19 protein-coding genes and 1 tRNA gene are annotated in these 22,380 nt (G+C 69.8%); 11 read left to right on the forward strand and 9 right to left on the reverse strand.

What is annotated here, in order from left to right; translation table 11 throughout:
• Window positions 1-21 precede the first annotated feature (21 nt).
• Entirely contained in the window at window positions 22-1,260 is a 1,239-nt protein-coding gene (locus AC3ERS_RS12305; protein ID WP_431966708.1) for an APC family permease, read from the reverse strand.
• Between the two features lie 361 nt (window positions 1,261-1,621).
• Here AC3ERS_RS12305 and AC3ERS_RS12310 point away from each other — a divergent pair, with 361 nt between their 5' ends.
• Both AC3ERS_RS12310 and AC3ERS_RS12315 read left to right on the forward strand, forming a co-directional pair.
• Window positions 1,622-2,929: an ATP-binding protein gene (locus tag AC3ERS_RS12310; protein WP_431966710.1), complete on the forward strand. Its 1,308-nt coding sequence runs from the start codon at window positions 1,622-1,624 to the stop codon at window positions 2,927-2,929.
• A 13-nt stretch (window positions 2,930-2,942) separates the two neighbouring features.
• Window positions 2,943-4,007 carry a tetratricopeptide repeat protein gene (locus AC3ERS_RS12315; protein WP_431966712.1) on the forward strand — a complete coding sequence of 355 codons (1,065 nt, stop codon included), beginning with the start codon at window positions 2,943-2,945 and terminating at the stop codon, window positions 4,005-4,007.
• A gap of 60 nt (window positions 4,008-4,067) precedes the next feature.
• On the opposite strand, the gene AC3ERS_RS12320 is transcribed toward AC3ERS_RS12315, so the two are convergent.
• Complete coding sequence (locus tag AC3ERS_RS12320; protein ID WP_431966714.1) at window positions 4,068-4,685, reverse strand: TetR/AcrR family transcriptional regulator; 618 nt, start codon at window positions 4,683-4,685, stop codon at window positions 4,068-4,070.
• Between the two features lie 187 nt (window positions 4,686-4,872).
• On the opposite strand from AC3ERS_RS12320, the gene AC3ERS_RS12325 reads away from it, so the two are divergent.
• The 7 genes from AC3ERS_RS12325 to AC3ERS_RS12355 all read left to right on the forward strand — a co-directional run bounded on the left by AC3ERS_RS12325 (window position 4,873) and on the right by AC3ERS_RS12355 (window position 10,247).
• Window positions 4,873-6,090 carry an alkane 1-monooxygenase gene (locus tag AC3ERS_RS12325; protein ID WP_431966716.1) on the forward strand — a complete coding sequence of 406 codons (1,218 nt, stop codon included), beginning with the start codon at window positions 4,873-4,875 and terminating at the stop codon, window positions 6,088-6,090.
• Window positions 6,090-6,278 (forward strand): rubredoxin, encoded by a 189-nt coding sequence (locus AC3ERS_RS12330; RefSeq protein WP_431966718.1) that lies wholly within the window; start codon window positions 6,090-6,092, stop codon window positions 6,276-6,278. The genes AC3ERS_RS12325 and AC3ERS_RS12330 overlap by 1 nt, the downstream gene beginning before the upstream one ends.
• Window positions 6,275-6,460 (forward strand): rubredoxin, encoded by a 186-nt coding sequence (locus AC3ERS_RS12335; RefSeq protein ID WP_431966720.1) that lies wholly within the window; start codon window positions 6,275-6,277, stop codon window positions 6,458-6,460. The genes AC3ERS_RS12330 and AC3ERS_RS12335 overlap by 4 nt, the downstream gene beginning before the upstream one ends.
• Window positions 6,457-7,692 (forward strand): NAD(P)/FAD-dependent oxidoreductase, encoded by a 1,236-nt coding sequence (locus tag AC3ERS_RS12340; protein WP_431966722.1) that lies wholly within the window; start codon window positions 6,457-6,459, stop codon window positions 7,690-7,692. Before AC3ERS_RS12335 ends, AC3ERS_RS12340 begins: the two co-directional genes overlap by 4 nt.
• 67 nt (window positions 7,693-7,759) lie before the next feature.
• Window positions 7,760-8,281: an MFS transporter gene (locus tag AC3ERS_RS12345; RefSeq protein ID WP_431966801.1), complete on the forward strand. Its 522-nt coding sequence runs from the start codon at window positions 7,760-7,762 to the stop codon at window positions 8,279-8,281.
• 411 nt (window positions 8,282-8,692) lie between these two features.
• Window positions 8,693-9,184 (forward strand): hypothetical protein, encoded by a 492-nt coding sequence (locus AC3ERS_RS12350; RefSeq protein ID WP_431966724.1) that lies wholly within the window; start codon window positions 8,693-8,695, stop codon window positions 9,182-9,184.
• A gap of 358 nt (window positions 9,185-9,542) precedes the next feature.
• Window positions 9,543-10,247 carry an arsenate reductase ArsC gene (locus AC3ERS_RS12355; RefSeq protein WP_431966726.1) on the forward strand — a complete coding sequence of 235 codons (705 nt, stop codon included), beginning with the start codon at window positions 9,543-9,545 and terminating at the stop codon, window positions 10,245-10,247.
• Here AC3ERS_RS12355 and AC3ERS_RS12360 read toward each other — a convergent pair.
• The 4 genes from AC3ERS_RS12360 to AC3ERS_RS12375 form a co-directional block, all read right to left on the reverse strand.
• The gene (locus tag AC3ERS_RS12360; protein WP_431966728.1) at window positions 10,223-11,458 is read right to left on the reverse strand and encodes an FAD-dependent monooxygenase; all 1,236 of its coding nucleotides are present in this window, start codon (window positions 11,456-11,458) and stop codon (window positions 10,223-10,225) included. The genes AC3ERS_RS12355 and AC3ERS_RS12360 overlap by 25 nt on opposite strands.
• A gap of 152 nt (window positions 11,459-11,610) precedes the next feature.
• The gene (atzF, locus tag AC3ERS_RS12365; protein WP_431966730.1) at window positions 11,611-13,344 is read right to left on the reverse strand and encodes an allophanate hydrolase; all 1,734 of its coding nucleotides are present in this window, start codon (window positions 13,342-13,344) and stop codon (window positions 11,611-11,613) included.
• Window positions 13,345-16,965, reverse strand: coding sequence for an urea carboxylase (uca, locus tag AC3ERS_RS12370; protein WP_431966732.1), 3,621 nt, complete (start codon window positions 16,963-16,965; stop codon window positions 13,345-13,347).
• A gap of 11 nt (window positions 16,966-16,976) precedes the next feature.
• Window positions 16,977-17,684: a GntR family transcriptional regulator gene (locus AC3ERS_RS12375; protein ID WP_431966734.1), complete on the reverse strand. Its 708-nt coding sequence runs from the start codon at window positions 17,682-17,684 to the stop codon at window positions 16,977-16,979.
• Window positions 17,685-18,023: 339 nt separating this feature from the next.
• Here AC3ERS_RS12375 and AC3ERS_RS12380 point away from each other — a divergent pair, with 339 nt between their 5' ends.
• Window positions 18,024-18,302 carry a hypothetical protein gene (locus tag AC3ERS_RS12380; protein WP_431966736.1) on the forward strand — a complete coding sequence of 93 codons (279 nt, stop codon included), beginning with the start codon at window positions 18,024-18,026 and terminating at the stop codon, window positions 18,300-18,302.
• Between the two features lie 507 nt (window positions 18,303-18,809).
• Here AC3ERS_RS12380 and AC3ERS_RS12385 read toward each other — a convergent pair.
• Window positions 18,810-19,400 (reverse strand): TetR/AcrR family transcriptional regulator, encoded by a 591-nt coding sequence (locus AC3ERS_RS12385; protein ID WP_431966738.1) that lies wholly within the window; start codon window positions 19,398-19,400, stop codon window positions 18,810-18,812.
• A 61-nt stretch (window positions 19,401-19,461) separates the two neighbouring features.
• Here AC3ERS_RS12385 and AC3ERS_RS12390 point away from each other — a divergent pair, with 61 nt between their 5' ends.
• Window positions 19,462-20,838, forward strand: coding sequence for a flavin monoamine oxidase family protein (locus AC3ERS_RS12390; RefSeq protein WP_431966740.1), 1,377 nt, complete (start codon window positions 19,462-19,464; stop codon window positions 20,836-20,838).
• An 85-nt stretch (window positions 20,839-20,923) separates the two neighbouring features.
• Here AC3ERS_RS12390 and AC3ERS_RS12395 read toward each other — a convergent pair.
• Window positions 20,924-20,997: transfer RNA gene (locus tag AC3ERS_RS12395), tRNA-Pro, on the reverse strand.
• Between the two features lie 60 nt (window positions 20,998-21,057).
• Window positions 21,058-22,284 carry a DUF8017 domain-containing protein gene (locus AC3ERS_RS12400; protein ID WP_431966742.1) on the reverse strand — a complete coding sequence of 409 codons (1,227 nt, stop codon included), beginning with the start codon at window positions 22,282-22,284 and terminating at the stop codon, window positions 21,058-21,060.
• Between the last annotated feature and the right edge of the window lie 96 nt (window positions 22,285-22,380).

Genomic DNA, 22,380 nt, shown 5'->3' on the forward strand with positions numbered 1-22,380 from the left:
CGTCACGAAAATCGTGGCGGCTCAGCGTGCCCGGCGGGTCACCGCGTAGAGCGCGACGCCGAGCGCGAGGACCCCGGCTCCGACGAGAACCGACGCGAGCGGCAGCGCGGCCGCGACGATCACGCAGCCGAGCGCTCCGACCACCGGAATCCAGCGGGCGGGCCGATCCTCCGCCGCGGTGAGCGTGCCCGCCGAGACATTGGCGACGAGGTAGTAGACCAGCACGGTGAACGACGAGAAGCCAATGGCCGCACGCAGGTCGAAGCTCGCCGCGACCACGGCCACCACCGCGCCGACGACCAGCTCCGCCCGGTGGGGCACGCCGAAGCGAGGATGTACAGCGGCGAGTGCGTGCGGCAGGTACCGGTCGCGGGCCATCGCCAGCGTCGTGCGTGACACGCCGAGCACGAGCGCGAGCAGTGAGCCCGCCGCCGCGACCACCGCGCCGATCCGCACCACCGGCTCCAGCGCCGGAGCGCCCGCCTCCGAGACGACCCTGGCCAGCGGATCGGTCGCCGCCGCGAGCCCGGCCGAGCCGAGCACCGCGAGAGCGGCGGCGGCCACCACGACGTAGACCACCAGCGCGATGGCCAGCGCGAGCATGATGGCGCGCGGAATGGTGCGTCGCGGCTCGCGCACTTCCTCGCCGAGGGTGGCGATCCGCGCGTACCCGGCGAAGGCGAAGAACAGCAGCCCGGCCGCTTCCAGCACGTCGCGCGGGCCGATCCGGTCCGGCAGCGCTGTCGCGGCGGTGTGCGTGCCGGACAGGCCGATCGCCGCCACCATCGCGAGCACCGCGAGCACGACCGCGACGATGATCCGGGTGGCCAGCGCGGATTTCTGCACGCCGGTGTAGTTGATCGCGGTGATCGCCAGCACCGCGGCGACCGCGACCGCGCGGGACTGCTCGGGCCAGGCGTAGTGGCCGACGGTCAGCGCCATCGCGGCGCACGAGGCCGTCTTGCCCACCACGAACGCCCACCCGGCCAGATATCCCCAGAACGGGCCGAGCCGTTCCCTGCCGTACACGTACGTCCCGCCCGAGACCGGATAGCGCGCCGCCAACCGGGCCGAGGACATCGCGTTGCAGTACGCGAGCAACGCGGCGACGGCGAGCGCGAGGAGCAGCCACGAGCCTGCGGCCTCGGCCGCCGGTGCGAGCGCGGCGAAGATCCCGGCACCGATCATCGAGCCGAGACCGATCAGCACCGAGTCGGTGAGTCCGAGCCTGCGGTGCAGTGCCGAGTCGTACGAGGTCATGGCAGCATCTTGGACCGTTCAGGTTAACGGCGCTCGATAGGCGAAACGCCGCCAGGTCGGGGGGTAACCTGGCGGCGCCGCTGAGTCACCGGACGCCACGCCAGCGTCACGACTCGGGTGTCGACGTCCCACAAGCGCCTCTCGGCGAGTGGTCGCTCGAAGCGACGAAGGGTGCGGCCCGGGGCTGTTCCGGACGCCGACAGTGACCTTCAACGGGCTCCCGGATGGAACTATTCCGACGCTCGATTGTGGCGTGCATCACGTACGGCGCGCGGCATCGGGTGAGCGCGCGACGCGATGTTTCTGGAGGGTAACGGTTTAGGATCGTCGGGGTATTCGTGTGCTCGAACGGGGGACTGCCGTGACCGATGATCCGGTGCTGGTCGAAATGCTTGCCGCGCTGGACCGGAGCCCTGACGTGCTCGCTCTGCGGTTGCGGGTGATCGAACTGCTCGCCGAGCGCGGCCGCCACGCCGAGGCGCTCGCCCAGTGCGGCGCGGCGCTGAGCCAGGAGCCGGGCAACGCGCGGGCCGTGGAACTGCTCCAGCAGTGCACCGCCGCGCTCGCGGGCGGCGCCGCATCGGCCGCGACCGCGCCGCAGGCCGAAAGTTCGCCCGCCGCAACGACTCCCGACGGCTCCGCGCCGGACGTCGAACCCGCTCCCCAGGCGGAGCCCGAAACGGCTGCCGCTGACTACGACTGGGCGGCCGCCGAGGACCAGGTGTCCGACATCGTCGCACCGGCCTTCGTCGACTCGGGCCCAACGGAATACGCCGCCGCCACTGATACGGGCCTGTTCTCCCGCGCCAAGGTGACGCTGGCCGATGTCGGCGGCATGGAGGAAGTCAAGCGACAGCTCGACCTCACTCTGCTCGGCCCGCTGCGAAACCCCGAGCTGGCCAAGGCATTCGGCACCTCGGCGCGCGGCGGCCTGCTGCTGTACGGCCCGCCCGGCTGCGGCAAGACCTTCATCGCCTCGGCGGTGGCGGGCGAGCTCGGCGCGAATTTCTATCCGATCGAGATCGCCGACATCCTCGACATCTACACCGGCGCCAGCGAGCGCAACCTGCACAGCGTGTTCGAGGTGGCCCGTCGCAACGCGCCGTGCGTGCTGTTCCTTGACGAGGTGGACGCGCTCGGCCACAAGCGCAGCCAGATGTCCAGCTCGGCGACCATGCGCACCGTGGTGAATCAGCTGTTGAACGAGATGGATTCGGCCACCGTCGACAACGAGGGCGTCTACATCCTCGGCGCGACCAACCACCCGTGGGACATCGACGTCGCGCTGCGCAGGCCGGGGCGCTTCGACCGGATGATCCTGGTCGCGCTGCCTGATCCCGCCGCGCGCAAGGCGATCCTGCACTACCACCTGCGCGAGCGTCCGGTGGCCGGGATCGACCTCGGCGCGATCGCCGCGCGCACCGAGGGGTTCTCGGGCGCCGACCTGGCCCATGTCTGCACCTCGGCCACCCAGCTGGCCATGGCGGAATCGATCCGCACCGGCACTGTCCGGCCCATCGGTATGGCTGATCTGGAGGCCGCGATGGCCGCGATCAAGCCGAGTGCGGGCGCGTGGTTCGAATCCGCCCGCAACGTGGTCGAATTCGCCAACGGCGACGGCAGCTACGACGAGCTCGCCCTGTACATGAAGCGAATGAAGATGCGCTGAAAAGCCCGGTCGCATGACTACTTTCGCGCACGACGAGGTCGCCCGTGCCAAGGTCCTCATCGACCTCGGCCGGATCGACGCGGCGCGGGCGAAGCTGGGCGCGGTGCTCGCCGCCGATCCCGACAACGCCGACGCGCTGATGCTGATGGGCTACGCCTGGTTTCGCACCGGTGAGTACGAGAGGTCCGTCGGCTACAGCGCTGCCGCGCTGGCCGTCTTCCCCGACTACCAGTCCGCGCTGCGGGTGCTCGCGCTGGCCGAACAGGAACTGGCGCACCTGGCCGAGGACGATGCCGCGGAGCGGCAACGGCACTACGACCGCGCGCTGGCCGCGGCCACCCGCAGCGCGGAACTGGACCCGGAGTACGTCGAGAACCTGCGCCTGCTCGCGGGTGTCCAGTCGGCGACGGATCCGGCCGTGGCGCTGGCGACCATCGACCGGGCCATCGAGATCGACCCCGACCACGCCGATCTGCACCGGGTCCGCGGTTCGATCCTGCGCCGCGGCGGGATTTCCGTGCCGGGCGCGGAAGCGGCTCTGCGCGAGGCGCTTCGGCTGCAACCCGAGCACGTCGATGCCACGCAGGAACTCGCGCTGCTCGACCTGGACCGCGGTGATCGCGAAGCGGGCGAGCGCGGCTTGCGCCTTGTCGCGCAGTGGGATCCGAGCCGCGCGGACTTCGTGCGCGCGACCCTGGCCGCGGTGGAGGAACAGGCCGAATCGCCGGCCGGGCCCGAGCTTTCGTCCCCGTACATGCCGCAGCCGCCGGAAGCGCGGTACCTGCCGGAGGCGCCGCGGTCGAACTGGCGGCTCTGGACCGCGTTGGCGTTCGGGGTCTTTCTGGTGCTCCGTCTGGTTCTCGCCGCGGCGGGCACGCCGTCCGAGCCGGCTCCACCGCGCCCGTTGCCGACGCGCCATCTTCCGACGCCCATCGCCCCGCCGTATCTGCCGACGGGGCGCTATCTGCCGCCGACGCTGCGGCCATGGCCGACGGATTTCCCCCGGCCGGGTGTCACACCGCCGCGCATGACGCCGCCGTTGACGGTGCCGCCGCGGGTGACGCTGCCGGTGAATTGAGCGGATCGGCGCGATGCGTCCGCGCACCGGCGCATCCACCGCGCTCGGCCCTGCGGCCCGTCAGGAAACCGTCGCTCGCACCGGCGTGAACAATGCCCCGAGCGCCGAGCCGATCTGCCCGACGGCACGTTCGACCGGGCCGAGCGGCTGGAAGAGATGGCTGAGGGTCAGCCGGATGACGGTCTCGATGCGCGTCGCGAGCTCGTCGTCCGACAGTTCGGCGAGCGCGTACCGCGCGCGCACCGCGCCGGTGACCGCGCCCAGCGCCCGGCCGAGGACAGGCTCGGGCTCGGTCATCAGGGTCGGCAGCAAGGCGGCGTTGGCGGGCGAGCGCCCGGACAACACGGCCCCGAGCAGTTCGTTGTCGGAGCCGGTGCGCAGCGTGTAGCCGACCGCGGCGGTCAGGCCCGCGATCACGTCGTCGGAATGCGCGGCCAGGCTGTCGTCGATGCCGACCAGGAAGGTCTCCAACTCGTGCCGGATGACCAGGTCGGCGAGGTCCTGTTTGGTGCCGATCTCCTTGTAGAGGACCGGGCGGCTGACGCCGACCTCCTTGGCCACGCGCGACATGTTCACCGCACCCCAGCCCTCGGTGCACACGAGTTCGCGCGCGGTCTCGATAACGCGCTCGCGGAGCAGTAAGCGCATCCGGGTGTGAAAACTCGACGCTTCAGGCACGTCATCCATCGTACACATCAGCACGATTTGTCTGAGCTATTGACACTTATGCACTGGGTGTATTCCAATTGGACAAGAGAGCACGTTTGTAAAGTGCTCGACACCACACCGCAGTGGCGCGAGTGCCTACCCGGTCCGGGCGCCGGCTTCTGCCCGGACCGCGCGCAAGTCCCCGAGGAGATCGAGAATGACGACATCCCCAACCGATGCGCCCGCACAGGCGCTGCAATGGCGCGACCGCAAGCGCTATCTGTGGCTGTTCGGCCTGGTGGCGCCCACCACCGTGCTGCTCGCGACCTGGCTGGTCTGGGTGTTCAACGAGCTCGGGCTGCAGGAGGTGTCGCCGGTCTGGTGGTGGATCGGCCCGCTGCTGGTCTACGTGCTGCTGCCGATCCTGGACCGCTTCTTCGGTCCCGACGGGCAGAACCCGCCGGAAGAGGTGATGGAGCAGCTGGAGAACGACAAGTACTACCGGTACTGCACCTACGCCTACATTCCGCTGCAACTGATGAGCCTGGTGTTCGCCTGCTATCTGTGGACGGCGACGGACCTGTCCTGGCTCGGCATCGACGGCGGCCTCGGGCTGATCTCGAAGATCGGCCTCGCGCTGAGCATCGGCACGATGGGCGGCGTCGGCATCAACACCGCGCACGAACTGGGCCACAAGAAGGACGAGCTGGAGCGCTGGCTGTCCAAGATCACCCTCGCCCAGACGTTCTACGGCCACTTCTACATCGAGCACAACCGCGGCCACCACGTGCGTGTCGCGACACCCGAGGACCCGGCCAGCGCGCGTTTCGCCGAGACGTTCTGGGCCTTCCTGCCGCGGAGCGTGTCGGGCAGCCTGCGTTCGTCCTGGGAGCTGGAGAAGACCCGCCTGCAGCGAATGGGCAAGAGCCCGTGGACGATTCACAACGACGTGCTCAACGCCTGGCTGATGTCGGTGGTGCTGTGGGGCGCGCTGGTCGCGGTGTTCGGCCCGGTCGTGCTGCCGTACCTGATCATTCAGGCGGTCTACGGTTTCTCGCTGCTGGAGACGGTGAACTACCTGGAGCACTACGGCCTGCTGCGGCAGCGGGCCGCGTCGGGCCGTTACGAGCGGTGCACGCCGGAGCACAGCTGGAACTCCGACCACATCGTCACCAATATCTTCCTGTACCACCTGCAGCGGCACAGCGACCATCACGCCAACCCGACCCGGCGGTATCAGACCCTGCGCAGCATGGATGGCGCGCCGAACCTACCGAGCGGCTATGCCAGCATGATCGGGCTGGCCTATCTGCCCCCGCTGTGGCGCAAGGTGATGGATCACCGTGTGCTCGCGCACTACGACGGTGACATCACCCGGGTGAACATCCAGCCGAGCAAGCGGGAGCGCGTGCTGGCGAAGTACGAGGTGCGGTGATGGCCGTCTACCGCTGTCCCGGTTGCGATTACACCTACGACGAGGTCGCGGGCGCGCCCCGCGAGGGCTTCCCGCCGGGCACGCCGTGGTCCGCGGTGCCCGACGACTGGTGCTGCCCCGACTGCGGCGTCCGGGAAAAGCTCGACTTCGAAAACCCTTCCATCACTACAGCAGGACACGAACTATGAAAACCGATTACAAACTCTTCCAATGCGTGCAGTGCGGCTTCGAGTACGACGAAGCGCTCGGCTGGCCCGAGGACGGCATCGAGCCCGGCACCCGCTGGGACGACATCCCCGACGACTGGTCCTGCCCCGATTGCGGCGCGGCCAAAGCGGATTTCGAGATGGTCGAGGTCAGTCGCGCATGACCGAACGGATCGTGATCGTCGGCGCGGGGGTCGCGGGCGCCACCGCGGCCAAGACCCTTCGCGCCGAAGGGTATTCGGGACGCATCGTGCTGGTCGGGGCCGAAGACGGCCTGCCGTACCGGCGTCCCATGGTCTCGAAGGAGATGCTGGCGGGCGCCGCGGTCGAGCGAAGGACGCTGCTCGACACCGCGGAGTCCTGGCGTGACAAGGACATCGAGCTGCGCACCGGCGTCACGGTGGAGGACATCGACACCGAGCGGCGGCAAGTGCGACTGGCAGGCGGCGAGAAGCTCGGCTACGACCGCCTGCTGCTGGCGACCGGCGCGCGCGCCCGCAGCCTGCCCGCCCCGCAGCGCCATGTGCACACGCTGCGCGGCGCCGCCGACATCGGGCCGCTGCGCGCGGCGATCGACGCGGGCAAATCACTGTTGATCGTCGGCGGCGGCCTGGTCGGATGCGAGGTCGCGGCGACCGCCCGGTCGCTCGGGGCCGAAGTCACCGTCGTGCATGCCGGATCGGCCCCGCTCGACCGCGTCGCCCCGCCCTCGGTGGGCTCGTTCTACCGAAAGCTGCACGCCGACAACGGCGTCGAGATTCTGGACGAGGTGACGCTGACCCGTCTCGAGGGTCACGAGGACGGTGTCACGGCGACCGCGCGCGACGGCCGGATATGGGGGGCGGGCGTGGCGCTGATCGCCATCGGCTCGGTTCCCGACACCGAGCTCGCCGAGACGGCCGGCCTGGCCGTCGACAACGGCGTCCTCGTCGACGAGCACTATCGCACCTCCGCGCCAGGGGTCTACGCGGCGGGCGACGCCGCCAACCGGTTCGATCCCGACCTCGGCGCGCACGAACGCACAGAGCACTGGAACAGCGCGCTGGCGCAGGGCGTGGCCGCCGCGAAGTCGATGCTCGGCAAACCGGTTGCCCGCCAGGATGTCTCGTGGGGCTGGTCCACCCAGTACGGGATCAATCTCCAGTTCGCGGGCCGGATGCGGCACGACGACGACTTCGTGCTGCGCGGCACGCTCGCCGAGCCGAACTTCACCGTCCTCGCCCTGCGCCGTCGTCGCCTGGTCGGCGCGGTCGCCATCGCCAGGCCGTCGGACATCCGCGCGGCCCGCGAGCTGATCGGTCACGGCGCGGTTCTCGACCTCGTCGCGTGGTCCGACGAATCGCTGGACCTGGCCGAACTCGTCACCCGTCATCGCGTCGGCGTCGCGCAGCGCTGACCCCTGCAACGGGGTCGGGGCCGCGCTGGCGAGCAAGGTCGGCAACCGCAGCATCACCGCCGTCGGCCTGACGATCACCGCCGCGGGCTTCGGGATGCTCACCTTGCTGGAGCCGAATTCGGGCTTCTGGCTGCCCGCGCTCGCCATGGCCGTGATGGGCGGCGGCTTCGGTCTTGCGATGCCCGCCACGATCGGCGCGCTGATGGGCGCGGTGCCCGGTGAGTACGCGGGCGTCGGCTCGGCGCTCAACGACACCATCCAGCAGGCGGGCGCCGCCCTCGGCGTCGCTGTGCTCGGCGCGGTGCTGTCGAGCACCTGCTCCGACGCGATGCCCGCGGGCGCTCCGGAAACCGGTCGCCAGTCCATCTCCGACGCGCTGGTCATCAGCGCCGCCACCGGTGACGGCGGCCTTGCCGAGGCCGCACGGGCGGCCTTCACCTCCGGGATGTCGACCACCTTCGTCGTGGCCGCCTGCTCGGTGCTCGCCGCCGCGCTCTCGCTGGTTCTGCTGCGCGAACGCGGGCTGGACGCACCGGACGCGGAACCGGACGAGGCCGTCGAGGCGCTGGCCGCCGAATCTGCTCGCTGAGCGAACCACGAACGCCCCCGGCCGAAAAGGCCGGGTGCGCGGTCGTTTTGGTCATCGGAAGGTCGGCGGAACGAGCCCCAAGCGACTCTTCGGTTCGCCGAAATACGGCGGATCGAACTCGAGGGAGACCTGGCCGAACGTGCGGCCAGGTTGCACTTTCACTACAGCAGACCCCACCAGTACAGGATTGTGGCAAGGATCCAGACCACCACGGTTTCCATCGTCGCTCCAATCATCGATCACACCGATTCCATCATCGCTCGCGCGGCGCGGAAGTGTTAGCGAATCCCGATCTACCTGGGGATTCGTCCATGCAAGGTGTTCTTAAGCCCGCGCCAAGACGCAGGCCGCATTGTTTGTGACAACACCGGATCGACCGGAACCACGGACCTCACGAAGGACGCACAGACGATGATCGGCAAGCTGACCACCGCCCTCGCTCTCTCGACGACCACCGCCGCCCTGGTGTTCGGCGCGGGCGCCGCCGCGGCGGATACCGGCGTCCCCGGTGTCGCGCTCACCGGCCAGGCCACCTGCACCCACAAGGACGACCGGATCGAGATCGAGATCGCCGCCCCGGTCGTCTACGCCCAGCCCGGCTACCGCCCCGGCGAGCACCAGCAGATCCGGTACCGCACCGTCGTCTACGACGCCGCCCAGCACACGCTGGCCAGCGCGGGGGAGTGGGAGAAGGGCAAGGCCACCGACACCAAGCCCGCCGAGATGGACGACACCGAGGTCAAGGTGCTGCGCAACGACCCGAACGCCTACCAGGTCGTGCAGCAGGTCGAGTGGCTGGCGCCGGACGGGGAGAACCCGGTCGCCAGTACCGATCTCGCCGCCACCGGCTACCTGATCAAGGACGGCCGCACCGTACTCGGCACCTTCGAGTACTGCCAGTAACCAAGGGGAAGGGGGGACAAGCCACCACCGGGGGTGGGAACCGGGCGCGAGCTGTCCACGAGGGGTGACAGCTCGGGCCCCGGGGATAACCCGGCCGGGTCGGTCCAACGAGGGGTGACCGACCCGGCCGGATCCCTCCGGCGGCGCCATCGACGGCTCTTCCTGGAGCTGGCGGGCGAAGGAGGATCGCCCCCTGCCGAAGGTAACCGTCCGGTCGCAGGCCAGGAGTTCCGCCCGAAGGTATGGGCGGGCCGGTTCACGAGGGGTAACCGGCCCGCCCCATCGTTGTCACCTCGGTGAGCGGCGTTCACGGTAAGTTCGTTTGCGGCTGCGAACGTCCGGCTGTCACGCTGGATGGATGGAACGATCGGTCACACCGACCGGGCCTGCCTATCGCCTGCTGGCCCTCGATCACGAGACGCAGTTGCGCCTTGCCGAAAAGCGGTTGCTCGACGAGTTCGCCACCATGTTCGCGCCGGAAATCGTTGTCGGTTACCTCTTTTCGTCGTACGAGGCGTTCGTCGCGCGCGCTACGGTGACGCTGTACCTGCCGGTGCTCGCGGAACGATTTGCTCGCCAGCAGCTGGAAGCCAGGGCGAAGGTGGAAGGCAAAGTGGCGCAACCGCGTCCGATCGTCTTGTTTTTGTGCACGCACAACGCGGGCCGCTCCCAGATCGCGCTCGGCTTCTTCTCGCATTTCGCACGCGGGCGGGCGGTGGCCTGGTCGGGCGGCTCGGAGCCGAGCGCGCAGCTCAATCCCGCGGCGGTCGAAGCGATGGCCGAGGTCGGGATCGACATCTCGGGCGAATACCCGAAACCGTGGACCGACGAGATCATTCGGGCCGCCGACGTCATCGTCACGATGGGCTGTGGAGACACTTGCCCGCTGGTGCCGGGTCCGCGCTACCTGGAGTGGATCATCGAGGACCCGGCCGGATTGGAGGTCGAGCAGGTGCGGCCCATCCGCGACGACGTCGGGCGGCGGGTCGAGGACCTGCTCGCGGAACTCGGTGTGTCGGTGGGCGATGACCGCAGAGCTCAGCCGACCGACTGCGCCGAGTAGTCGGGCAGCTCGTAGGACTCGGTCGCGGTGAGCATCCGCATGATCAGCGGCTTCATCACCTTGGTCGTCATCAATCGGGACACCGCGTGGCCCACGCGGATGCCGAACCTGGTCTTCGGGGTCATCGACCGCAGACCGCCGGGCGGCAGCTCCTGCGCCTTGGCGACGAAGGGGCGCAACACTTCCTCGTAGCGAGACAACGCGCGCTCCGGATCCGTTGCGTGCGTCGCGATTTCACCGGCCAGCACGTAGGCGCCCACCAGTGCCATCGCGGTGCCCTGTCCGGTCAGCGCCGAACCGCAGTATCCGGCGTCGCCGAGCAGGGCGACCCGGCCGCTGATCCAGCTCGGCATGTCGATGCGGGCGAGTTCGTCGAAGTAGAAGTCCTCGGCTTCGGTCATCGCGGCGGTGATGACGCCCGAATGCCAGCCGCCGCCCGCGAGGCGCTCCCTGATGAACTGCTGCTGCGCTTCGACATCGCGGCGCAGCGCGGGATCGGCGGCGGCGCGCAGCATGATGATCGCCTTGGAGGTCGCCGGATCGGCGTCCGGGCGCAGGCCGATGCCCGTCGCGCCGACCAGCGAGTGCATCGAGAACCAGTGCGGCTCGGTGTCTTTCGGGGTCGGCATGGTGAAGAAGGACATGTAGCCGCCCAGGTAGGTCGCGAAGTCCTGCTCCGGTCCGAACACCAATCGCCGTGTGGCGGAGTGCAGTCCGTCGGCGCCGATGAGAATGTCGAAGCGCTCGACGGCGCCTGAGGCGAAGGTGACCTCGATGCCCGCGGTGTCCTGCCGGACCTCGGTGATCCACTCGCCGTAGCGGTAGTCGACCCCGCCCTCCTTCGCCAGCGCGTCGAGCAGTACCTCGTTCAGATCGCCCCTGGTGATCTCGATTTCGGCGACGCCGCCCTTGCCCTCGAACAGTTCGGCGGGCATGCGCAGCGTCTCCCGGCCCGCGGCGTCGACGTAGAGCATGCCGCGCTCGTCCAGCTGCCTGGCCTTGATGCCGGGCATCAGGCCCATACGCTCGGCGACGTCGCGGCTGGTTCCGCGCAGATCGACCGCCTGCCCGCCGGGACGCGGCGCGGCGGCGCGCTCGACGACGGTGGTCTGGATGCCTGCGCGAAGCAGTTGCAGCGCGACGGCATTGCCGCCGATGCCGCCGCCGCTGATCAGCACGCGCGGGGAGTTCGGGCTGTGGGAGATGCTCATGGTCTGTTCCTCGTTAGATCGAATGTCTAAGACAAATGTCTAACAGACGGGTTGAACGTTTGTCTAGTACAAATGTCTGAAACGGCGCCGACCAGGGCGTTCGGACGACGATGGCCCGGCAGCGGGCAGCTGCCGGGCCATCGGGCGCGGAATCAGTTGGCGGCGTTCAGGTATGCCTTCCAACCGCCGAATTCGGTGATGTCGGTGGCGGCCAGCGCGGCGTCGTAGGTGCAGGCGAAACCGATGACCGACCGGCCGTCGTCGAGTTCGATGCTGGTCAGCGCCATGGGCGCGGGCAGCTCCGCGAGGAAGCCGCCGAGCCCGGCGCGCGAGACCGTGAACAGCTCGCCGAGAATCGGCGCGCCGAGTCCCGCGCCGTGCCGGACCAGCCCCGGCTTGGCGGGCACGGTGTCGAGGGCGGTCAGCCGATAGGCATCGCTGGTGCGGATTTCCCCGGCGAACCGGGCGCCGATCCCCTCGAGCTGCCAGTGCAGCGGCTGGCCGCGCAGATGCGCGCCGAACACGGCCAGTTGCACGCCGTCCCGGACCAGGAGGGGCGCCTGCTCCAGGCCGCTCACGCGGGCGGCGATATCGATCGCGACCTGATCGCCGAAGGCGGGCGTCACCACCATCACGCCGAAGGGAGCGCCCGCCGCGGTTGCCGCGCCGGGAACGGCGACGGCGGCCATGTCCAGCAGGTTGCAGAAGTTGGTGTAGGTGCCCATGCGCCGGTTGATGTCGACCGGATCCGCCTGCACCGCGGCGATACTCGGGTGCTCGGTGGTGGTCGGGAGCAGCAGCGCGTCGCAGTCCCGCAGCAGCAGCGCCGCGTCGGCACGGGCACGGGTCAACGCGTCGAGGTCGGCGGCGAAGGCTGGGCCGGTGGTGGACGCGGCCGCGCCGATGATGGCCGCCACCGTGGGATCCGCGCCCGCCGGACGGGTCGCCAGGAATTCCCCCACCGCGGCATAGCGTTCCGCGACGATCGCGCCGTCGTACAGCAAGCGGGCGGCGTCCAGCAGCGGCGAGATGTCCAGCTCGACCGTCTCGATGCCGGAATCGGCCACGGCGGCAACGGTTCTGGTGAAGGCGTCGCGGTAGTCGTCGGTCAGGACGGCGAGGTCGGCGGCGCGCGGCACCGCGAGGCGCGGAGTTCGCGGCGCGGCGAACCGCATGTCGGCGGGCCAGGCGCGGCTGCGCGGGTCTCCCGCATCGGGCCCGGCCATCACGGCCGCGGCGGCGACCGCCCCGTCGAGATCCTTCGCGAACACCGTGACGGCGTCATAGTCCGCGCAGGCCGGGACGAGGCCGTGCGCGGGAATGATCCCCAGCGTGGCTTTGAGGCCGACGATGCCGTGCAGCGCCGCGGGCACCCGCCCGGACCCGGCGGTGTCGGTGCCGACGCCGATGTCCACCAGTCCGAGCGCGACCGCGACGGCCGAACCCGAGGACGAGCCGCCGGAGATCAGTTCGGGACGATGGGCATGCCGGACCGCGCCGTACGGGCTCCGGGTACCGACCAGGCCGGTGGCGAACTGGTCCAGGTTCGTCTTGCCGAGCACGATCGCCCCTGCCGCTTGCAGCCGTGCGACGGCTGCCGCGGTAACCGTTGCCGGATAGGCGAATTCGGGGCAGGCCGCGGTGGTGGGCAAGCCCGCCACGTCGATGTTGTCCTTGACCGCGACCAGCTGTCCGGCCAGCGGCAGCGTCTCGCCCGCGGCCAGCCGTCGCTCCACCTCGGCCGCGTCGGCGACGGTCTCGTGCTCGGGTCGCAGCGTGATCCACACCTCGGGGCGATCCACCTCGGCGATGCGCCGATAGGCGGCCGCGACCCGCGCGGTGGGCGAGTCCCGATGGGCGGTGGTGCATGGAACGCCAGCGGTCATTCAGTCCACTCCGATCACTGCTAGCGGGGTACCCGGCGCCACCTTGGCGCCCGGCGCGGTCAGCACCCTGAGCACCGTGCCCGCACCCGGGCTGTGCACGGGCAGCTCCAGCTTCATGGCCTCCAGGATGGCGACCGGCGCACCGGCGTCGAGCCGCTGCCCCTCCTCGACCTCGACGCGCCACACATTGCCGATCATCGGCGCCGTCACCACGGTGGCGTCGGCGGGCAGCCCGGCCAACGGATCGGCGACGGGTTCTTGCGGAGCCGGTGCGGTCGTGGTGCGCTCGAACTCGCCCGCCGCGTGCCACGCGCGCTTCTCCGCCTCGAACGCGGCCGTCTGCCGCTCCTCGAATTCCGCGATGGAGGCGGCGTTCTCGGCGAGCAGGCGCAGGTGGTCGGCCAGCGCGAAGGTGCCATCGCCGACCTCGGCGTCGAACCGGCCCGCGGCAGCCGCCGCGCGGTGCTCGAGCAGTTCCTCGGGGCTCACCGGCTCCCAGACGATGCGGTCGAAGAACCGGAACAGCCACGGGGTGCCCGGCTCGAAGGGCGCGGACTGCCGGTAGCTGGACCAGATCGGCACGGTGCGGCCGATCAGCTGGTAACCGCCGGGCGAGGCCATCCCGTACACGCAGAGGTACTTGCCGCCGATGCCGACCGCGTCCGAGGGGGTCCAGGTGCGCGCCGGGTTGTACTTCGTGGTCACCAAGCGGTGTCGCGGATCGAGCGGAACGGCCAGCGGCGCACCGAGATACACGTCACCGAGCCCGAGCACCAGGTATTCCGCGTCGAACACCGTGTCGCGCACCTGCTCGACGCTGTCGAGTCCGTTGATGCGCCTGATGAATTCGGTGTTCGAGGGCAGCCACGGCGCGGTGTCGCGCACGCCGCTGCGGTAGCGGTCGATCGCCTCGGCGATGGAAGGATCGTCGAACGAGAGCGGCAGCCGGATGGTCCGGCTCGGCACCACCAGGTCGTGGGTCGCGGGCAGCTCCGCTTCCAACTCGGCCAGCGTGCCGAGCAGCCGGTGCTGGGCGAGCACGTCCGGATCGAAGTGGATGTGCAGCGAGCGCACGCCCGGGGTGACGTCGACGATGCCGGGCAGGCCCGCCGCCGCCAGCGCCTCGGCGAGCGCGTGCACCCGCATGCGCAGGCCGAGATCCAGCACCATCTCGCCGTATTCGACGAGGATGTTGTCGTCGCCGCCGCGCAGGTACGTCACCCGCGGCCGGTCGGCATCGCCGGGCGCGGTGCCGAGCACGCCGCGATCGCCGAGTGCGTCGCGGGCGGGGGATACCGTCGCCTTCGCGCGCCGATCGTCGGAGCGGCGCAGCTCGGTGGCCTCGTCGTCGTCGACGGGCACGAACCGGACGGTGTCGCCGGGGCGCAGCTGCCCGAGTTTCCACCGGTGCGCCGAGATCACGGTGAGCGGGCAGGCGAAACCGCCGAGGCTCGGTCCGTCCGGGCCGAGCAGGATCGGGGTGTCGCCGGAGACGTTGAGCGCGCCGACGCTGTAGGGGTTGTCGTGCAGGTTCGACGGGTGCAGTCCGGCATCGCCGCCGTCGGCCCGTGACCAGGCCGGCTTGGGGCCCTCCAGCCGGATGCCGGTGCGGTTGGCGTGGCTGCCCACCCGCCACGGATGCGCCGCGAACTGTGCCATGTCCGCGTCGGTGAAATAGGCGGGCGCGGTCTGCGGGCCGATGCCGACGGCCAGCTGCCACTCGTGGGTGAACTCGGGTCGCACCGGCGTTGCCGTGGATCGGCCCGGCTCCGCCGCGGGTTCACCGATCGCCGCACCGTCGGTGACGATGTGCAGGACATCGCCCGCCGCAACGGCTTTGCCTGTGGTCCCGCCGAATCCGCCGAGGGTGAAGGTGGACGCGCTGCCGTGGTAGAGCGGGGCGTCGAGGCCGCCGCGCACGGCGAGATAGGTGCGCAGGCCGGTGTCGGTCGGCGCGCCGATGTCGAGCACCGCGCCCGCGGGGATCGTGATCGGTTCCCACATCGGCGCTGGCGTGTCATCGACGGTGATCGGCGCGTCCGCGCCGGTCACGCAGACCACCGTGGTGGTGGCGAAGCGCAGGCGCGGGCCCTGGAGCGTGCACTCCAGCGCGGGCAGGCCCGGCGGATTGCCGACGGCGATATTGGCTCCGGTGAACGAGAGGTCGTCCATCGGGCCCGACGGCGGAATGCCCACCTCCCACAAGCCGATTCGGCCAGGAAGGTCCTGGATGGTGGTCATGGTTCCGCCGCGCAGCACGTCGATGCGCGCCGCCGAAGGATGGATGTCGGCCAGCGTTCCGGTGCCGTGTGCCGCATCGCGCACCCGCGGATCCGTTGCCGCGGTGTGCAATTGGGCGATGTTCGTCTGCACGCCGTGAATCCGGGTCTCGGCGAGGGCGTCGGCCAGGCTGTCCAGCGCGGCGTCGCGGGTGGGGGCCGCGGCGATCACCTTGGCCAGCAGCGGGTCGTAGTACGGGCTCACCTCGGTGCCGGTGCCGACCCAGGTGTCGACGCGCACGCCGAAGGCGAATTCGGCGGCGGTGACGAGTCCGGCGCTCGGGCGGTAGTCCTGGCCGGGGTCCTCGGCGTAGACCCGGGCCTCGACGGCCCACCCGGACTGGGCCGGGCCGGTCGCGGGCATGTCGTCCAGCATGGTGGCGTCCCCACCCGCCAGGCGCAGCATCCATTCGACCAGGTCGACGCCGGTGATCGCCTCGGTCACCGGGTGTTCCACCTGGAGCCGGGTGTTCATCTCGAGGAACGAGGCCGCGCCGCGCTCGGAGTCGTAGACGAATTCCACCGTGCCCGCGGAGCGGTAGCCGACCGATTCGGCCAACTCTCTGGACGCGGTGAGCAAGTGTTCCGTCAGCTCCTCGCCGAGCCCCGGCGCAGGCGCTTCCTCGATCACCTTCTGGTTGCGCCGCTGCAACGAGCAGTCCCTGGTGCCGAGGCTGACCACCCGGCCGTGCCCATCGCCGAACAGCTGCACCTCGACGTGCCTGGCGCGCGCCACGAAACGCTCCAGGAAGACACCCGTCGAGGAGAAGTTCGTCGCGGCGAGGCGCTGCACCCGGAGGTAGGCCGCGCGGAGTTCGTCCGCGGTGAAACAGCTCTGCATGCCGATGCCGCCACCGCCGCCGACGGCCTTGAGCATCACCGGAAAACCGATCCGCTCCGCCTCGGCCACCGCGTGCTCGGCCGAATCCAGCAGGCCGCTCCCGGGAATCAGCGGCACGCCGACTCGTTTCGCGGCCTCGCGTGCGGTGTGCTTGTCGCCGAAGATGCGCAGCTGCGCCGGTGTCGGGCCGACGAACGCGATGCCCGCTTCGGCCACCGCCGTCGCGAAATCGGCGTTCTCCGAGAGGAATCCGTAGCCGGGGTGGATAGCACCCGCTCCGGTCGCCAGCGCCGCTTCGATCACCAGGTCGGCGCGCAGATACGACTCGGCGGCCTGCGCAGGGCCGAGCCGTACCGCGGCGTCGGCGAATTCGACGTGCGGCGCCGCGGCGTCCGCGTCGGAGTAGACGGCGACGGTCTTCAGGCCGAGCGACTTCGCGGTTCGCAGCACCCGGCCCGCGATCTCGCCGCGATTGGCGACGAGGACAGTATCGAAATCCACGGTGCGGTCCCCTATTCAGTTGCCAGCGACATCGCGGTGATGGCGCGGGTGACCCGCTCCAAGACGACGTCCAGAGATTCCCCGATGTGGGTGTGCAGCAGGCGATAAGCCAGCGACAGGTCCTCGGCGAGCACCGCCTCGAGGATCGCGAGGTGCTCGGTGATCGTGGTCTCGATCCGGTTGTTGACCATGAAGTCGTACATGCGCACGTGCCGGATCCGGGAGTTCACCGATTTCAGTGCGCGCACCAGTTCGGCATTGCCCGCCGCGGTGAGCAGCGTGACGTGGAATTCCTCGTCGCGCACCACGAAACCCGGCTCCTGCGCCGGCGGATCGGCCTGCAACTCGAGCCAGCTCGCGCGTTCGGCCTCCAGCAGCGCGTGATCGTGGCGCACTTCGGGATTGCCGATGGCGCGCTGAATCCCGCCCAGTTCCAGGGTGATTCGCAACTCGTACAGGTCGCGAATCAGGGGGATGCTCGGCCGCACCGGGCTGAAGCCGTACTCTTCGCGGCGCAACAGCCCGTCCGAACACAGCACAGTCAGCGCCTCGCGGATCGGCGTGCGCGAAATACCGAAGCGCGCGGACAGTTTCGGCTCGGTCAGCCGCTCCCCGAACTTGATGTCCCCATTCATCAGCTCATCGCGCAACGTCGTATACACCACGTCCCGCAACGGCCGTCCCGCTGCATCGGCCAGCGTGGCCACCCGTGTCGACATGCGTGTATACGCTATGGACCTCGCGTTTCCACCATGTGTCCGCAAGTAATCAAGTGGTAAGCGTCTCCTCACCGCGCCCGACCCCCACACTACCTCCGCTCAGCCCCGCACCAGCTCCGCCCGCAGTCCTGCACTCTTCACCGCCGGTGGGGGTGGGGTGGGAGGAGACTGCAACAGCGGGCTACACGGGGGTGTCGTTGGTCGTCATATCGGGCGGAGATGCTGGGGAAAGCTTCGGTACCGGGACGATGCTGTCCCTCATCGGCATGCCGGCCGTGTGCGCCTTCAGTCGGCGGTCCCGGTGCCGGGGCGTAGACCCTCTGCCGCTGGGAGGAAGCTATGGATGCCTCCGTGTTCTTCGCATTGCTGGCGCTGGTGTGCGGCCTGCTCGCGGTGATCGCCGCGACCGTCTGGTGGCCGGTGCCGAATCAGCCGCCGGACGGTGAGCTGCCGCTAACCGATGTCGAACGCCGCGGGGTAACGGACGGTCCCGCTCGGCAGCGGGTGGGCCGGTTCGAGCGCGCGCGCCGTCAGCGCCTCGTCGGGCACCTCGATGCCGATGTCGTATCGCGAGGCTCGGACGAAGCCGAAGCGCGGGTGATACGTCGGATCGCCTAGCGCGATGACGTGCCGCTCACCCCGCGCTCGCACCGCCGCGAGCGCAGCGCGGATGGCGGCCCAGCCCGCGCCGGTGCGCTGGTCTCTCCCATGCTTTCGGCCGAGCCCAGACTCGCCGAAGCGACGCGCCGATCGATCCGGACATTCGTCGGGACACGCTGTGTGACAGGACGTTTGACCGATCGCGTCGCATAGTGTGTGCACACCTCGCGTCGAGGGGCGGTGGACTCAGGTCCAGACACCGCGCCCAGACGGGAGGTGGTGGGGAATGGCGAAGCATCGCCGGAAGAAGAGCAAGGCCCCGGTCGATTACGGCACACTGCTGTTGGTAGCTGCCGTGACCGCCGGGGCGCTCATGCTGGTCCGTCGAGTACGGGCTAGCTGACCCATCGGGTGGGGCGTCGTCAGCAGCGGCGCTCCACCCTCTCGACATCACCGAAGTGACGCCACGAACTATACCGCCTGGCCGCCGCCCCTGTCTCGAAAGCGATTCCGGCGAAATCCGTGTCACCGCCCGGTGAGCCCCTCGAGCAGATCGCGCATCAGATCCACGGCTTGCGGGCGACCGTCGTCCACCTCGGTGAGTGTCAGTGATAGTTCGGTGAGAGCCCCGTACAGCGCACTGGCGAGCAGTTCGGCCGAGTAGGGCTTGATCAGGTCGTCCGCCAGGAGCGTCCGGACGGCATCGAGGACCAGGCCGCCGAGATGCTGCCGGTCCAGCTCGCGCCAGCGCTGCCAGCCGAGCGCGATGGGGCCGTCCATCAGCACGATCTTGCGGTAGTCGGGGTCGGCGCACACGTCGAGAAACTCCTCGATACCGCGCTCGGCCTGCTCCAGCGGGTCCGAGCCGGCCGTCGTCGCCTCGCGAATCCGTTGCGCCGCTTTGCTTTCCAATTCGTCGAAGACCGCCTCGAACAGACCACGCTTGCCGTCGAAGTGGTGGTACAGCGCGCCGCGGGTGAGGCCGGCGGTCCGGACCAGCTCCTCCGCCGACAGCTTGGCGTAGTCGCGCTCGACGAACAGGCGTCGCCCGGTCTCGAGCAGCGTCTGGCGGGTGTTCTCGGCGTATTTTTCCCGCACTGTCTTGACAGTCTCCATGCAACAGGGATATCACATACATAGTGAATCTCAGATACACGGTGTATGAAAGCAGGTCGAGATGAGTGAATCGACAGACGTCGTTGTCGTCGGCGCGGGTGTGGCGGGGTTGGTGGCCGCTCGCGAGCTGGTCCGCGCCGGGAAGGAGGTGCTGGTACTGGAGGCGCGCGACCGAGTGGGGGGACGGCTGCTCAGCGAAGACCTGCTCGAAGGCGTGCCGATCGAGATGGGCGGGCAGTGGGTCGGTCCAGGACAGGACAGAGTGCTCGCTTTGATCGCCGAACTGGGACTCGCCACGTTCCCGACCCACGTCGCCGGGCAGAACATCGGCGAATTCGGCGAGACCCGTTCGGTCTACACCGGCCGGATCCCCAAGCTGAACCCGCTCGCGCTCGCCGATATCGGGCAGGCGCAGTTGCGGCTGGATCGGGTGGCGCGCGCCGTCGCCGAACGCGACCCGTGGCTCGCGCGGCACGCGGACAAGCTGGACGGGCAGACCTTCGCCACCTGGATGCAGCGGCATGCCTACACGCCCACCGGCCGCGCCTTCCTGCGGATGGTCACCGAGGCGGTGTTCGCCACCGAGCCGGAGGACATGTCCGCGCTGTGGGCAGCGTTCTACGTCGGCGCGGCGGGCGGACTGGACGCGCTGATCAACACCGAGGGCGGCGCGCAGCAAGACCGCGTGGTCGGCGGCACCCAGCGGATCGCCTTGGCGCTCGCCGAGCAGCTCGGCGAGCGCGTTCTGCTCGACGCTCCGGTGACGGATCTGACCTGGAGCGACGGCGAGCTTCACGTGTCGGCCGGGCGCACGGAGGTGTCGGCGCGACGGGCGGTGATCGCGATCCCGCCGCCACTGGCGTCCAGGATTCGCTACCGGCCCGGTCTCCCCGGCGGGCGCGATCAGCTCGTCCAGCGGATGCCGATGGGTCGCGTCATCAAGATCAATGTCGCCTATTCGGAACCGTTTTGGCGCGCGCAGGGCTTCAGCGGACAGGCCAACAGCGATCGGCGACCGCTCGGCACGGTCTTCGACAACACCCCGCCCGACGGCGCGCCCGGCGTGCTGGTCGGCTTCTTCGAAGGCAAGCACGCCGACGCCATGTCCCGGCTGACTCCGGCGGCGCGGCGGGCCCAGGTGCTGTCCGATCTCGTCGGCTATTTCGGCCCCGCGGCGGCCGAGCCGATCGCCTACCTCGAACGCGACTGGGCCGAGGAGGAGTACAGCCGCGGCTGTTACGGCGCTTTCGCGACGCCGTCCACCCTCACCCGTTTCGGCCCGGCGCTGCGCGCGCCCATCGGACCGCTGCACTGGGCGGGCACCGAGACCGCCACCCGCTGGGCGGGATACATCGATGGAGCGGTGGAATCCGGAGAGCGGGCCGCGCGCGAGGTGCTCGCCGCATTGGAGAAGCGGAACCGCGCCGCAGTGGACTGACTCGGCCGTGTATTCGACCGGATAAAAGAAAGGGCCCCTGACCGGAAGACCGGTCAGGGGCCCTGTCGTGTCTCAACCACACGAGTCGGGGTGACAGGATTTGAACCTGCGACCTCTTCGTCCCGAACGAAGCGCGCTACCAAGCTGCGCCACACCCCGTGAAGCGAACCTGGAGTAGCTTACAACAGGGAAGGTCCAGACGTTAAACCCGCAGGTCAATCAGCTTTCATGAGAGCGGACGCTGCGGAAGATCCGCTTCGCGGCCTCCGGGTCGACCGCATTCGGGACGCCGGTGTCGGCGGCGATCACCATGACGAAGCTGCCGATGTCGGCGGAGGTGGCGAAGGTGTACACCGAGTACTCGGTGGCGCAGCCCGGCTTGGCGTCGGTGATGGCGCCCCTGGTCTCCACGAACGTGCCGTGCTGGGCGCCGTCGAGGGATTCCAGCGGCTGTGGGGCGCCGGGAACGCCGCCGCCGGGCGCGTTGGAGTAGGCGATCTTCGCGGTCTTGGTGCCGAGTTCGGTTGCGGCGCTCGCGGTATCGGTGTTGTCCGAGCCGGTGACGAACGCCACGGTGCGCGTCGATCCGGGGCAGTAGTCCTTGCCCTCGGTGGCGTACCCCTTGCCGCCGACGGCGTTGGGCGGCTTGCCGAAGCCGCCGGAGGCTCCGGGATCGCCGATGTGCCAGTCGGCGGGCACGTCGTACGCCGCGCCGCTGTCGGGCACGACGACCACCTGGTACCCCGGCACCACGGGCGGCCCCGCCTGCGCCGCAGGCCGCCGCGCGGGAGCTCTGGTCCCGGCCGAGGTGGTCAACGCGCTCACCATCGAGGGCGTCCCTTCCGCACTGGCCTCGTCCGTGCCACCCGCGACCACCACGGCCACCGCGCCCGCGACCAATACCGTCGCCGCGACTCCGATGCCGATCCACGCCCGCCCGCCTGCCGCGCGGGGCGGGTCCATCAGTCGCGGTTCGGTCCAGAAGTCCCCGGGTGAGCTACCGGCCGCCCGCATCGGCTCCGGCCACCTGTTGGGCGCGCCGTCGCTCTGATCGGCCGCGGCGGCCTCACCGAAATGCTGGGTGCCGCGCCCGGTCAGGTCGAGCGGGGCGTGTGAGCCAGCTCCGTAGCCGAGTTGTGTCGTGCCTGTGGCGGACTGTGTCGTGCCCGTAGCGATCTGTGTTGCGGCCTGCGTCGTGCCCGTAGCGAACTGCGGAACCGCAGCGACTTCACCTCGGGCGTAAGGACTTTGCTGCCCCGCAATGGCGGCGTGCTGAACCGGATACGCCGATCCGGTCATGGGCTGGTCGGGCGAAAGCTGCGCGGCGGCTGCAAGATTCGGTGCGGCCGTGCCGCCGAACTCCGGAGCGGCGGCGGCACGCACCGATGCGCCGGACATGCCGTTGGCGGCAGGTTCGGCGCGCGGTTCGTCGAATCCTCTGCTCAAAGTCGTCCCCTAGTCGACCGATTCAAGTTTCGGCACGCGACCCTACCGGGTCGGCGATGCACCGTCCGCGCCCGGTCAGGGCGGACAAGCCTTGCG

It is taken from the genome of Nocardia sp. bgisy134, from assembly GCF_057708325.1.